Origin of the sequence: Kribbella sp. NPDC050241, from assembly GCF_044459685.1 — a bacterium.
Taxonomy (GTDB): Bacteria; Actinomycetota; Actinomycetes; order Propionibacteriales; family Kribbellaceae; genus Kribbella.
Map to the genome: position 1 here is coordinate 123,774 of NZ_JBITJE010000001.1, position 12,828 is coordinate 136,601.

Below are 12,828 nucleotides of genomic sequence, written 5' to 3' on the forward strand. Positions count from 1 at the left end.
GAGATGAGCGACAACACAGTGCACAAGGTCGACGGCGTTCCGTCCGGCAGCACGGCGAAGGACTCCGGCACGCCGCTGCTGCAGGTCCGGGACCTCAAGATGCACTTCCCGATCAAGGAAGCGGCCGGACTCGGCCGGACCAAGAAGGTCGTCCAGGCCGTCGACGGCGTGAGCTTCGAGCTCAACGCCGGCGGGAGCATGGGCCTGGTCGGCGAGTCCGGCTGTGGCAAGTCGACGACCGGCCGGATGATCACCCGGCTGCTCACCCCGACCGCGGGCGAGATCCTGTTCAAGGGCACGAACATCGCCCACCTGAAGGAGCGGGAACTGCGCCCGTTCCGGCGGCAGCTGCAGATCGTCTTCCAGGACCCGTACAGCTCGCTGAACCCGCGCCAGACGGTCAGCAACATCATCAGTACGCCGCTGCGCGTGCACAACCTGGTGAAGAAGGGCAAGGAGCTCGACCGGGTCCAGGAACTGCTGGAGCGGGTCGGTCTGAACCCCGAGCACCACAACCGGTACCCGAACGAGTTCTCCGGCGGTCAGCGCCAGCGCATCGGCATCGCCCGGGCGCTCGCGGTGGAGCCGGAGGTGATCATCGCCGACGAGCCGGTGTCCGCGCTGGACGTGTCCATCCAGGCCCAGGTGATGAACCTGCTGGAGGACCTGCGCCGCGACCTCGGCATCGCGTTCGTGTTCATCGCTCATGACCTGGGCGTGGTCCGGCACTTCTGTGACCGGGTCGCGGTGATGTACCTGGGCAAGATCGTCGAGCAGGGCAGTCGCGATCAGATCTACGGTGCTCCGCAGCACCCGTACACGCAGGCGCTGCTGTCCGCGGCTCCGGACCTGGGCACCATCCGTGGTGTGCCGCCGAAGGAGCGGATCCGGCTGGTCGGCGACGTACCTTCGCCGATCGACCCGCCGAGCGGATGCCGGTTCCGGACCCGCTGCTGGAAGGCCGAGGACATCTGCGCGACGCAGGAGCCTCCGCTCGAGGCGAAGGCCCAGTCCACCGCCGGCCACGCCGCGGCGTGCCACTTCGCGGAGCCGAAGGTCGACCTCACCGCCGAGGTCTCAGCCTGAAACCCGTTGCACAGAAGGGCCCCCGCTCCGGCGGGGGCCCTTCTTCATCCGTGCTTGAGCTCGTCCCGCTCCTGGGCGAACCGGACCGTCTCGAACGCGACCAGCACCGTCAGTAGAGCAGCGAGTACGGCGAGCTGCCCGAGCGCCGGCACGTTCGTGACCAGCGGTATGGCGATCAGCACGAGAGCGGCTGTGATCAGCCGGGACACGCTCCACTGGTGCATGGTCCGGCGCTTGAACCCGACATGGCCGAGCAGGTAGAGGGCGACGCCGACGAAGAGCGCATAGAGACCGACGCCCTTCAGCGGATCGTCCAGGTGATGGTGCTCGGTGTCGCCGACGTACTCCAGGACCTTCTTGAGGCCGAGGGCGAGCAGGACGATCCCGATCACCATCGGCAGGTGCAGGAACGTGTACGCGTCGCGGGCCAGCTTGGGACGGGTCTCGGGTGGCTCCTTCTCCAGCGCGCGCTCGCCGTACCGCACGGCAGCGTCGAAGTAGATCCACCAGAGCGCGGCGGACACCACCAGGCCGAGGAGGGACGCGAGCAGGATCGGCCAGGAGATCGGCAGGTCGGTGACGCCGACGCCGATCGCGACGATCGACTCGCCGAGCGCGATGATCACGATGAGGCCGTGCCGCTCGGCGAAGTGCGCCGCCGACCGGAACCGCCAGCCGCGTGCGTCGATCAGGTAGGTGCCGCCGTAGTCCGCTGCCAGAGCCGCTGCCCACAGCAACGTCTGGGTCCTCCCGTGGTACTGCGAGGCGATCAGCAGGAGCGCCGTAGCGGCGAGCATCGACGGCGCGAACCGGAGCAGCGTACGCCGCAGCACCGGGTCGCCATCGGCGATCAGCCAGAACAGGACCAGGTGCAGCGCCCGGAAGGCGAAGTACGCACAGGCGATGACCACCGGGCCGGGCAGACCGCCGGGCAGGTCATGGAAGGCCTCGGGAATCGCGAGTGCGATCAGGAACATCGCCGCCATCGACAGCAGCAGGACGCCGGCGACCGAGCCCTCGTCGGCCTTGACGAGGTTGCACAGCCAGGAGAAGCCGATCCAGCTCCACCAGAGCAGCCCGACCAGGAGGATCCCGCGGAGCAGTCCGTGCCAGCTCAGGTCGTGCGCCATCAGCGCCGTGATCTGCGTCAGCGCGAAGACGAAGACGAGATCGAAGAACAGTTCCAGTGTGGTGACCGACTGGTCCGCACTGGTCTCCAACGCCCGGATGGATCTCCTGGATGCCGCCATGGCGCACATCCTGCCATCCGGCCCGCGCTGTTTCCCTCGATCGCCGATTGGAACGGTGGGCTCCCGCTGGTCAGGGTCAGGAGGGAGCCCACCGGTCTCTAGGCGCGGCCGTGCGCCTGCCGGCTGCGACGGCTGAGCGAGTCGATGGTGACAGCGATCAGAAGCACCACGGCAGTCACGATGTAGCGGACGCTGGAATCGAGGCTGAGCAGGGCCAGACCGTTCGAGATCGACATGATCACGAGAGCTCCGAGCAAAGCGGAGTACGCCGATCCACGGCCACCGAAGAGGCTCGTGCCGCCGATCACGGCGGCGGCGATCGCATTCAGGTTGGTGTCGGTGCCGCCGCTGCTCTGACCCACCGCGACCAGCCGGGCCGCCGCGAGGATGCCGCCGACGGCGGCGAAGGTCGAGCAGGCCGCGAAGACGGACAGGTAGATCATCCGGACGTTGATACCTGCCCGCCGGGCGGCCTCGACGTTGCCGCCGACCGCGAACACCGAGCGGCCCCAGCGGGTCCGCCGGACGACGAGATCGGTGCCGACCACCAGCGCGAGAAAGAACAGGAACATCGACGAGACACCGCGATCGCCGTTCAGCACGAAGACCGGGACGACCAGCGCCACGGCCAGGGCGCCTGCCTTGATGGCGATGACCGATGTGGGGGCGGCCGACAGTCCGGCGGCCGCGCGGGCACCTCGGCCGCGCAGCCGAGTCAGCACGTACAGCGCGACCACCACCACGATCAGTCCGTAGGCGACGGCGGGGGAGAGGAAGCTGCGCGCGGCGAATCCGACCAGCGCGGAGTCGTACGGCAGGTTGAGCGTGCCCTCCTTGCCGAGCACAAGCAGTTGGAGACCGAGGAAGCCGAGCAGACCGGCCAGCGTGATCACGAAGCTCGGTACGCCGAACCGGGTGTAGAGCGCCCCGTAGAACAACCCGATCACGAGCCCCAGGGCGATGCTGACCAGGAGCGAAAGCACCCAGGGCCAGTCCAGGTTGACGAAGGTGACGCCGAGGACGGCGGCGGACAGGCCGCTGACCGAGCCGACGGACAGGTCGATCTCGCCGAGCAGCAGCACCAGCACGATGCCCAGCGCGATGACGCCGACCGAGGTGGTCTGCAGGGTGAGGTTCACCAGGTTGCGGCTGGACAGGAACGAGCCGTTCGCGATCTGGAAGACCGCCCAGATGATGATCAGGCCGACCGCCACCGGGACCGAGCCGAGGTCACCCGAGCGGAGCCGGGCGGTGAACGCCGAGACGGCGCCGCTGATGCCGTGGCTCGCGATCAGCCGCTCGTCCTGCAGGTCGGCGGGCAGTTGGTCGGTGCCGTTCGTGGACGGGGTGCCGGGGGGCGGCGTGTCCTGCGGCCGGATCTCTGATCCGTGCAACGTCATGATGCCGAGCCCTCCTGCTGTGTCCGGCGTGCGGCGCGCTCGGAGACGGCGTTGTCCGTCGCGCCGGTGATGGCGGCGATGATGTCCTGCGTCCTGGTCTCGCTGACCACGAAGACGCCGTTGTTCCGGCCGAGCCGCAGTACGGCGACCCGGTCCGCGACCGCCATCACGTCGGCCATGTTGTGGCTGATCAGGATGACGGCCAGGCCGCGTTCGCGCAGCCGCTCGACCAGGTTGAGCACCTCGGCCGTCTGCGCCACGCCGAGAGCCGCGGTGGGCTCGTCCAGCATCACGACCTTCGGCTGACCGAGCAGGCTGCGCGCGATCGCGACGGTCTGCCGCTGGCCGCCGGACAGACTGGCGACCGGGATCCGGACCGACGGGATCTTCGCGGACAGCTGCCGGAGCAGTTCCCACGACGACCGCTCCATCTCGACCTCGTCGAGCACCCGGCCCCGGCGCAGCTCACGGCCGAGGTACAGGTTCGCGACCACGTCGAGGTTGTCGCACAGGGCCAGGTCCTGGAACACGGTGGCGATGCCGAGCTGCTGCGCCTCGGCCGGGCTGCCGACCCGCACCTCCCGGCCGTCGAACACCATCGTGCCGTCGTCGGCGGTGTAGACGCCGGCGATCGTCTTTACCAGCGTCGACTTGCCGGCGCCGTTGTCGCCGACCAGGGCCAGCACCTCACCGGTCCGGACGTCCAGCTCGATGTTCTTCAGGGCCTGGACCGCTCCGAAGCGTTTGGAGACGCCCCGCAGCGTCAGCACCGTACCGGTGCCGACGGGGACAGGTGTGGGGGTGACAGTCACTCGATCAGCCTCCTGGGCTTTGCGTTCAGGCCATGATCGCGGCGATCCGTTTGCCGGGACAGACCCGGCGTTGCCCCGCACCTCACTGCGGGGCAACGCCGAAGGGGCGGGTCAGTTGCTGGTCAGGCCGGCCGCGGTGCAGGCGGCGGCGAACGACGCGGTGCAGATGTCGCTCACCTTGTAGATGTTGTCCTTGACCACGGTGTCCTTGATGTTGGCCTTGGTCACCGCGACCGGGTCGAGGATCGTCGACGGGATGCCGCTCTTCTCGGTGGTCGACTCGGGCTTGCTGCCGTTCGCCAGTGCCAGCGCGCCCTTCGCTGCGGCCTCGGCCTGCGGCTTGACCGCCTTGTAGATCGTCATCGCCTGGTCCCCGGCGACAATCCGCTGGATCGCAGCCAGTTCGGAGTCCTGCCCGGTGACCGGCGGCAGCGGGGTGACGCCGCCACCCTTCAGCGCTGCGATCGCGCCGCCCGCCGTACCGTCGTTGGCGGCGTACACACCGACCAGGCCGTTCTTGATCGCGCTCAGCTGGCCTTCCATCCAGGCCTGCGCCTTGTCCGGGCTCCAGTCCGGGGTGTCGAACTCGGCGGCGACCTTGAAGCCGCTGCCGTCCAGCACGCTGTGCGCGCCCTTCTTGAAGTCGGCCGCGTTCGGGTCCGTCGGCGCGCCGTTGATCATGGCCAGGTTGCCGGAGGTCTTGCCGGCCGCCTTGAGGGTGTCGACCAGGGTCTGGGCCTGCAGCTTCCCGACCGCCTCGTTCTCGAACGACACGTAGTAGTCGGCGTTCTCGATGAACCGGTCGTACGCGACCACGGGGACGCTCTGGCTCTTCGCGGAGGCGACGACCGCGGCGGCGGCCTTGCCGTCGACCGGGTCGAGCACGAGCACGTTCGCGCCCTGGGTCAGCGCCGCCTCGGCCTGCTGTTGCTGCTTGGCCGCGTCCTGGTCGGCGTTGCTGTAGATCAGTTCGCAGTCGGCGCAGGCGGCCTTCAGCGCCTCGGTGAACAGCGGCCGGTCGAGCGCCTCGTAGCGGGTCGTCTTCGACTCCGGCAGCAGCAGCGCGATCTTCTTGGCGCCGCCCGAACCGGAGTCACCGTCGTCGGAGCCACAGGCGACGAGGGAGACGGCGAGGGCCGAGACGGCGAGGCCGAGGCCGACGAGACGGGATGCTGACACGGACATATGGCGGCTCCTTGACGTGAAGGCCCGGGTAGGCCTGACGGAAGTCAAGCTCCCGGTAGCCTTGACGTCAAGACTTGAATTCAAGAAATAGACATATTCCTGCAACGTGACCGTCGCAGGGCAGGCGGAAGCCCCCGTCGTACTCCGGATGGCGAGGTGGCGTCAGGAGATGCTGAGCGACTTGGTGGCCTGAGCGTGGCTGAGCGCGGAGGCCAGGTGGATGGCGCCGATGATGTCGGCCTCGTCGCCGAGTTCGGCGCGTCGCAGATCCACGGTCGCGGCGGCGCTGGGGATCGCGCAGCGGTCGAGAGCTTCGCGGAGCGGGTGCAGGATCAGGTCGCCGGCCTCCGCCATCAGGCCGCCGACCACGATCACCTCGGGGTTGAACAGGTTCACCAGTCCGGCCACCGCGACGCCGACCCGGCGGCCGGCATCCTCGATCACCCGTCGGCAGCCGAGGTCGTCCTGCAGGGCCCGGCTGATGATGTCCTTCAGCCGGAGCGGGCCGTGCGACGCGGCAAGGCTGCTGATCAGGGCGCGGGATCCAACGAACGTGTCCAGGCAGCCCCGGTTGCCGCAGCGGCAGATCGGGCCGTTCTCGTCGATGGTGACGTGACCGATCTCGCCCGCCGTACCGGCTGAGCCGCGGAACACCTCGCCGCTCAGCACGATGCCGGCGCCGACACCGTAGGAAAACTTGAGGTAGCAGCCGTGCCGGACGCCGCGGAGCGCGCCGTTGCGCAACTCGCCGAGGGCGGCCAGGTTGGCGGTGTTGTCGAGCGCGACCGGCGCCCGCAGGTGGCCGGCCATCGCCTCGGCGACGTTCACGCCGCGCCAGCCGGGCAGGACCGCGTCGGACCCCGCCTCGCCGCTGACCGAGTCGACCGGCGCGGGCAGGCCGAAGCCGATCGCGCTGATGTCCTCGACGCCGGAGCTGACCGTCTCGGCCAGGTCGGCGAGCAGCCGGGCGGCGCGCTCCATCCCGTCGTCGGCGACGTGGTCGGCCTGCAGCGGCATCAACTGCTGGGCGAGGACCTCACGGGACTCGTTCGCGATCGCGACCCGGACGTCGCGCTCGCCGAAGGCGACGCCCGCGAGGAGACCGCCGCCCGACGCGAGCGAGACCAGGACCGCGCGGCGGCCGTTGCGGATGCTGCGGGACAGACCGACCATGCCGGCCTGGTCCAGTTCGCGGACCATGTTCGACACGGTGGCGGCCGACAGTCCGGAGGCGGTGGCGATCTCGACCTGGGTCAGGGGGCCGTGTTGCCGGACGACTCCCAGAACGCGTTCGCGGTTGGCTTCGCGCAGCGAAGCCTGCGACCCAGGTGCGGGGCGGGTTGCGTTCATTACATAAACATAACGGATCGCGAGGTGTACCCGGCCCTGTACCGGCCGTAAACCGCCAACATCACATCTGTCCTCGCCGTCACTACCCCACGTTCGCCGTTCACCGGCGACATTAATGCACGCCTGCCCGCCGCCTACAGAAGACACACTCGGTACGTCATGCGCTAGGTGGTCAGGGCGAGGGACAGCAGAGCGACCGGGAGCGCCAGTTCGACGGTGGCGCCGAGTACGTCGCCGGTGGTGCCGCCGAGTGCAGCGTGGGCGCGGCGGGTGGTGGCGAACGCGGTGGCTACGGCCAGCAGGACTGCGGCGGCGGTGCCTGCGAGTCGGAGGAAGTCGGGCGCGGTGGTCAGCCAGGTGAGGACCAGGGCAGCGGCCAGTACGACGACTGTGGCCGCGGCTGCTGTCAGGGGGCGGACGGTGGCGGCAACGACGGCGCCGAGGCCGTCCGGGCGGGCTGCGGGTGCTGTGGTGCGGCAGGACCACGGCAGAGTCAGGCGACTGGCTGTGGTGGCGATCAGGGCTGCCTGCCAACCGAAGCCTGCCTGGATGCAGGTGGTGAGGGCCGCGACATCGACCAGGAGTACGCCGATGATGCTGACGACACCGAATGGCCCGATATCGCTCTGCTTCATGATCCGGAGCATGGTCTCGCGGTCGCGGCGGCTGCCGAGCGCGTCCGCGAAATCCGCCAAGCCGTCCAGGTGCAGTGCGCCGGACAGGCCCGCCACCACAAGCACGGCAAGCACCGCGGTGAGCAGCTCCGCATCCGGCCGCACCAGTTGGACCAGCGCCACGACGCCGGCAGCGACAGAGCCGATCACCAAGCCGACGGCGGGCGCGAGCACCATCGCCCGCCCACCGACCGGACGGTCCACCGTCGACGGCATCGGAGCAGGAAGTACCGACAACGTGCCCAAACTCAACCAGGCCCCGTCCAACCATCCACCACCGCCCCGGTCGGACTGCCCCTCGTTCTCCGTCATGTCAGGGGGAGGGTTCGGCCGGCGATGGTCCAGAGGACCTGGTCGGAGGCCAGGGAGATGGTGGTGTTGAGGCGGCCCATCAGGTCGCGGAAGAGGCGGGTGCCGGCATCGGCGGGGACCACGCCGGAGCCGATGTCGTTGCTGACGGCAACCACGACCCGGGATGTTTCCGACCAGGCGCCGGCGAGCTCCGCGATGCGTTCGTCGACCAGGTCCGAGCGACTCAGATCCGACCAGACGTCGAGGGAGTCCATGGTGCGGGAGAGCCACAGCGTCAGGCAGTCGATCAGCATCGGCGGCCCGGACGACTCGAGCAGCGGGACCAGATCGATCGTCTCCGCCAGACCCCAACTGGCTGGGCGTCGGGCCTGATGCTTTGCGACCCGCTCCGCCCATTCCGCGTCACCGGAGTCGTCGCCGCCAGTCGCGACGTACAACACCTCGGGCTCTGAGGCCAGGCGGCGTTCGGCTGCGATCGACTTGCCGGATCGCGCCCCGCCGAGGATCAACGTGCGCTGCTCAGCCATCCGCCCTCCCGGAATCGAACACCACTGGTACGTCGAAGGCCGCCTTCCGCGCCGTACGGCGGAAGGCCTTCAACACCGGCCCCCCGACGAGCAGCACCAGGACCGCGCTGAGGATCCCGCGCGGGATGTCCCAGCCCAACGACGTCGCCACCACGAACAGGAGGTACCGATGCAGGTTCCCGGCCAGCGCGTCACCCGGGATGAACGAGAAGTCGCTGCCGAAGGTCGCGTACGGCCAGAACCACAGGTTCATCACCACGCCGTACAGCACGCCGGAGACCAGCGAGTACGCCGCCAGCAGCAACAACTCCAGCCGTCCACCCGCCCGTGGCAACAGCCCGGCCAGGCACCCCACCCACGCGCACGCGAACATCTGGAACGGCATCCACGGACCGACCCCGCCACTGATCAACGCCCCACCCAGCAGCGATACAGCCCCCAGCACGAACCCGAAACCTGCCCCGAACGCCCGCCCGGCCAGCACCAGCAGGAAGAACCCCGGCTCCAGCCCCGCCGTACCAGGACCCAGCGCCCGCAGCGCCGCGCCGACAGCCGCCAGCATGCCGAGCAGTGAGATCACCTTCGCGTCGATCCCCGACTCCGACAGCTCCGCGAGTACGACGGCGACCAGCAACGGCAGCAGCAGGACGAAGAGCCACGGTGCGTCGGTGGTGTGGCCGATCGCGGACGCACCCGCCTGATCCGTGTGCAAGAACAACGGCCAACCGAAGGCCAGCAGCCCGGCCAACGAGGCGACCATGAGAGCCGCCGTACTGCGAGGCTTCAGCCGGACGAGATTCACGACGCACGGTCCAGTGCGGTGGCGACCTCGCCGACGGTCAGGAACGGCAACGGAGCAAGGATCTTCGCCACCTGCGGCGCGAACGCCGGCGACCCGGCGATCACCGCCGCAGTCTCGCCGTCACTCACCAACTCGCCCTCTGCGAGCACCAGGACCCGGCTGGCGACCTCGGCGACCATCTCCACGTCATGCGTCGACAGCACCACCGCATGTCCAGCAGCAGCGAGCTCACGCAGGATCTCCACGAGCCGCCGCTTGGCGCCGTAGTCCAGCCCACGCGTCGGCTCGTCGAGCAGCAGGAGCGGCGGGGCACTACACAGTACGACGGCCAACGCCAGACAGAGCCGCTGACCCTCGGACAGGTCCCGCGGATGCATCCGGTCGTCGATGTCGGGCGCCAGCCGGTTCAGTAGCGCTCGGCAACTACCGGACGGCACTCTGAAGTCGGAGTCGGCGCTGGCGCACTCGTCGGTGACGGTGGCGGCGTACAGCAGGTCCGCAGGCTCCTGCGGCACCAGTCCGACCGCCTTCACGAGCTTGTCAGGCCTGGTGCGACGTGGATCCGCGCCGCCGGCGACCGCCGTACCGGATCGGGCCGGGACGATGCCGACCAGCGCGTTCAGGAGCGTCGACTTACCGGCGCCGTTGCGGCCCATCAGAGCGACGACCTCGCCTGCCTTGATGCTCAGGGACACTCCACGCAGCGCCATGACGCTGCCGTAGCCAGCAACGAGGTCGGTGCACCGCGCGAGCTCAGAGCCAAGTGACGCGTTGGGTCTGACCGGCGCAGCCGAGTCCAACCGGCTGCGCAACGCGACAGCAGCCCGCCGGGCGTCCCGCACCGACAGCGGCAGGGGAGACCAGCCGGCCAGTCGTCCGAGCTCCACCACAGGCGGTGCGACCGGTGCGGTCACCATCTGGTCCGCCGGCAGCCCGGTCGACACAGCAGCAGAACCACCGGGTACTTCGATCACGCGGTCGGCGTACTGGATGACGCGCTCGAGCCGGTGTTCGGCCATCACCACAGTGACACTGAGGTCGTGCACGAGCCGCTGCAGCGCGGCCAGCACCTCCTCCGCCGCCTGTGGGTCCAGAGCGGAGGTCGGCTCGTCCAGAACGAGCACAGCCGGGTGAGAGGTGAGGGCCGCGCCGATGGCGGTCCGCTGTCGCTGTCCGCCGGACAGCGACGTCAGCGCACGGTCGCGTACGTCGGCCAGTCCCAGCAGGTCGAGCGTCTCTTCGACCCGGCGCCGCATGACGTCCGGCGCGACTCCGAGTGACTCCATGCTGTACGCGAGTTCGTCCTCCACTGTGTCGGTGACGAACCCCGCCATCGGGTCCTGCCCGACCATGCCGACGACATCGGCCAGGTCGCGGGGCCGGAACTCGCCGGTGTCCCGCCCGGCGATCAGGACGCGCCCGGACAGCGTCCCACCGGTGAAATGCGGCACCAGCCCATTGATTGCCCTCAGCAACGTCGACTTGCCGGAACCGGTCCGGCCGATGACGAGCGCCAGTTCGCCCTCGGGCACGGTGAAACTCACGTCCCGCAGGGCTGGTTCTGTGGCGCCGTCGTAGGTGACCGTCACCCGGTCGAACTCGATCATGCGACCACCCGCCTCACCAGTGGCGGCGCGGCCAGCGCCGGAGTCAGGCCCACGAGGATGCCGAGAATCGGCAGCAGCGGAGCAGGTGGGACCACCATCGGCCCCGGCAACACCAGACCGGCCACGCCACGCGACGCTGCGGTCACCATGGCCGCGGCGGCGATCGCACCGGAGCCGACGACCAGCCACTCGGGGAGAGCCCACGGATCGGGCCTGTACTGCGTCCGTGTCACCCGCTGCCGCCCGACCGCCATCGCACCGACGGCCATGAGCAGTCCGACGCCGAGAGCGGCCGCAGCGAACGGGAACGCCATGGAGTCGGTCAGGAGCGCGTAGACGCCGAGCAGGATGCCTAGCAAACCCAGCAGCACGCACAGTCCGGTGAGGCGGCGCTGGTGCTTAGGGACCTGCGCCGTACGGCCGTAGCCGCGGGAGTCCATCGCGGCCGCGAGCTCCACGGACCTGTCCAACGCACCTTCCAGCACCGGCATGGCCGTCGTACGGAATGAACCTCGGGTGCGGCCGCGCAGGCGGCGGGCGGCGCGGATGCGGCGGGAGTCCGTCACCAGTTGCGGTGCGAAGGTCAACGCCACCACACAGGCCACGCCCATCTCGTAGAGGGCGCCAGGCAATGACTTCAGCAGTCGCCGCGGACTGGCCAGTGCGTTGGCGGCACCAATGCAGCAGAGCATGACCGCCAACTGGAGGCCGTCGTACAGAGCGGTGATCAAGGCCTCGGCGGTGACCTCGCCGCCGAGCTTGACCCCGCTGGCCCACTCCGGCAACGGGATCTGGGGCAGCGTGAACAGCACTGTGTTGCCCTGCGAGCGCGTGGACAGCAGCGCCTGCAGGACTACTCGGAGACCGATGACCACCAGCCCGAGCTTGAGGAACGCAGCGTAGCTGTGGGCCCAGGGAGCGTCGCTCCGGCGGGCCGCCACGACGAAACCGGTCACTGCGAGGATCAGCAGGAGCAGCACCGGGTTACGCGTCCTGCTGGCGGCCACGGCCATCCCCAGGGACCACAGCCACCATGCCCCCGGGTGCAGGGCCCGGGGGAGCGTCAGGTGGTGGACAGTACGCACTACTGACTCGAGGAGCGCCGGCGGCTGAGGACCAGACCGCCGCCTGCCAGTACGAGGACGACCACCGCGGCGATGATGATGCCGGTCCACGGTGCACCGTCGTCGGACGAGGACGAGTCGGCGGTGGTCGGTGCGGGGGCAGCGGTGGAGCCGACCGCGGCACCGATCTCCAGCGTCACCGGCGTATCCGTGGCCGGCACCTTGATGTTCTTCAGCTGGTCGCCACAGCCCTTGGACGGGTACCCGTCGATCCCACAGGTCAGGCCCTTCTCGATCCGGACCGGGCCGACCGCGGCCAGGATCTTCGCCCCGGTCGACTTCGGATCCGTCACCACGCAGGTGCCGGTGGCCGGCTTCGGCGTCTCACCGCTGAGCGCGTCTTCCGGCGTACCCGGGTCGACCACCAGGGCCACCCGCTTCTTCCCGGTCTCGGCCGGGGTCTTTCCGCAGATCGCCTCGAAGTCACCAGCCGCGCGCGGCATCCGGGGCGCCGCGCCGCCGACGGCGAACCGCCAGCCCTCCACGGCGCCATCGGCCGGTACGACGACGTCCGCGCCCTTCTGGGCGAAGGCCCACTTGCCCGCCGTCCACTGGTAGTAGCCCCAGAAGCGGTAACCGTCCTCGGCCTGTGCTGTGGTGGCGACGGTCCCCGCGAGCAGGAGACCCGCCAGCAGGCTGAGGACCAGTCGTAGCGTCCGTTGTGCAGTCATCTGATTGTCCTCGGTCAGGCCGCGGCCC

Annotated in this window: 12 protein-coding genes; 1 reads left to right on the forward strand and 11 read right to left on the reverse strand. The window is 69.5% G+C overall.

Going from position 1 to position 12,828, the window contains the following annotated elements:
* Window positions 1-3 precede the first annotated feature (3 nt).
* Complete coding sequence (locus ACIBG5_RS00570; protein WP_396389299.1) at window positions 4-1,086, forward strand: ABC transporter ATP-binding protein; 1,083 nt, start codon at window positions 4-6, stop codon at window positions 1,084-1,086.
* Window positions 1,087-1,130: 44 nt separating this feature from the next.
* Here the strand turns inward: ACIBG5_RS00570 and ACIBG5_RS00575 are convergent, their stop codons facing one another.
* The 11 genes from ACIBG5_RS00575 to ACIBG5_RS00625 all read right to left on the reverse strand — a co-directional run bounded on the left by ACIBG5_RS00575 (window position 1,131) and on the right by ACIBG5_RS00625 (window position 12,800).
* Window positions 1,131-2,336 carry a low temperature requirement protein A gene (locus ACIBG5_RS00575; protein WP_396389300.1) on the reverse strand — a complete coding sequence of 402 codons (1,206 nt, stop codon included), beginning with the start codon at window positions 2,334-2,336 and terminating at the stop codon, window positions 1,131-1,133.
* Window positions 2,337-2,434: 98 nt separating this feature from the next.
* On the reverse strand, window positions 2,435-3,736 hold the full coding sequence (locus ACIBG5_RS00580; RefSeq protein ID WP_396389301.1) for a sugar ABC transporter permease: 1,302 nt from the start codon (window positions 3,734-3,736) through the stop codon (window positions 2,435-2,437).
* A complete protein-coding gene (locus ACIBG5_RS00585; protein WP_360447650.1) occupies window positions 3,733-4,548 on the reverse strand; it encodes an ATP-binding cassette domain-containing protein in 816 nt (271 codons plus the stop codon). Before ACIBG5_RS00585 ends, ACIBG5_RS00580 begins: the two co-directional genes overlap by 4 nt.
* Before the next feature lie 111 nt (window positions 4,549-4,659).
* Window positions 4,660-5,733 (reverse strand): substrate-binding domain-containing protein, encoded by a 1,074-nt coding sequence (locus ACIBG5_RS00590; protein ID WP_360456116.1) that lies wholly within the window; start codon window positions 5,731-5,733, stop codon window positions 4,660-4,662.
* Between the two features lie 162 nt (window positions 5,734-5,895).
* Window positions 5,896-7,083: an ROK family protein gene (locus tag ACIBG5_RS00595; RefSeq protein WP_396389302.1), complete on the reverse strand. Its 1,188-nt coding sequence runs from the start codon at window positions 7,081-7,083 to the stop codon at window positions 5,896-5,898.
* 164 nt (window positions 7,084-7,247) lie between these two features.
* Window positions 7,248-8,069 carry an adenosylcobinamide-GDP ribazoletransferase gene (locus tag ACIBG5_RS00600; RefSeq protein WP_396389303.1) on the reverse strand — a complete coding sequence of 274 codons (822 nt, stop codon included), beginning with the start codon at window positions 8,067-8,069 and terminating at the stop codon, window positions 7,248-7,250.
* On the reverse strand, window positions 8,066-8,596 hold the full coding sequence (locus ACIBG5_RS00605; protein WP_396389304.1) for a bifunctional adenosylcobinamide kinase/adenosylcobinamide-phosphate guanylyltransferase: 531 nt from the start codon (window positions 8,594-8,596) through the stop codon (window positions 8,066-8,068). Before ACIBG5_RS00605 ends, ACIBG5_RS00600 begins: the two co-directional genes overlap by 4 nt.
* A complete protein-coding gene (locus ACIBG5_RS00610; RefSeq protein WP_396389305.1) occupies window positions 8,589-9,398 on the reverse strand; it encodes an ECF transporter S component in 810 nt (269 codons plus the stop codon). The genes ACIBG5_RS00605 and ACIBG5_RS00610 overlap by 8 nt, the downstream gene beginning before the upstream one ends.
* Window positions 9,395-11,005 (reverse strand): ABC transporter ATP-binding protein, encoded by a 1,611-nt coding sequence (locus tag ACIBG5_RS00615; RefSeq protein ID WP_396389306.1) that lies wholly within the window; start codon window positions 11,003-11,005, stop codon window positions 9,395-9,397. The genes ACIBG5_RS00610 and ACIBG5_RS00615 overlap by 4 nt, the downstream gene beginning before the upstream one ends.
* Entirely contained in the window at window positions 11,002-12,090 is a 1,089-nt protein-coding gene (locus ACIBG5_RS00620; protein WP_396389307.1) for an energy-coupling factor transporter transmembrane component T, read from the reverse strand. Before ACIBG5_RS00620 ends, ACIBG5_RS00615 begins: the two co-directional genes overlap by 4 nt.
* A complete protein-coding gene (locus ACIBG5_RS00625) occupies window positions 12,090-12,800 on the reverse strand; it encodes an SCO2322 family protein (RefSeq protein ID WP_396389308.1) in 711 nt (236 codons plus the stop codon). Before ACIBG5_RS00625 ends, ACIBG5_RS00620 begins: the two co-directional genes overlap by 1 nt.
* Window positions 12,801-12,828 lie beyond the last annotated feature (28 nt).

Excerpts from the sequence above, each read along its gene's own strand:
- ACIBG5_RS00570 (WP_396389299.1), top strand. The coding sequence starts at position 4 with ATGAGCGACAACACAGTGCACAAGGTCGACGGCGTTCCGTCCGGCAGC.
- ACIBG5_RS00575 (WP_396389300.1), bottom strand. The coding sequence starts at position 2,336 with ATGGCGGCATCCAGGAGATCCATCCGGGCGTTGGAGACCAGTGCGGAC.
- ACIBG5_RS00580 (WP_396389301.1), bottom strand. The coding sequence starts at position 3,736 with ATGACGTTGCACGGATCAGAGATCCGGCCGCAGGACACGCCGCCCCCC.
- ACIBG5_RS00590 (WP_360456116.1), bottom strand. The coding sequence starts at position 5,733 with ATGTCCGTGTCAGCATCCCGTCTCGTCGGCCTCGGCCTCGCCGTCTCG.
- ACIBG5_RS00595 (WP_396389302.1), bottom strand. The coding sequence starts at position 7,083 with ATGAACGCAACCCGCCCCGCACCTGGGTCGCAGGCTTCGCTGCGCGAA.
- ACIBG5_RS00600 (WP_396389303.1), bottom strand. The coding sequence starts at position 8,069 with ATGACGGAGAACGAGGGGCAGTCCGACCGGGGCGGTGGTGGATGGTTG.
- ACIBG5_RS00605 (WP_396389304.1), bottom strand. The coding sequence starts at position 8,596 with ATGGCTGAGCAGCGCACGTTGATCCTCGGCGGGGCGCGATCCGGCAAG.
- ACIBG5_RS00615 (WP_396389306.1), bottom strand. The coding sequence starts at position 11,005 with ATGATCGAGTTCGACCGGGTGACGGTCACCTACGACGGCGCCACAGAA.
- ACIBG5_RS00625 (WP_396389308.1), bottom strand. The coding sequence starts at position 12,800 with ATGACTGCACAACGGACGCTACGACTGGTCCTCAGCCTGCTGGCGGGT.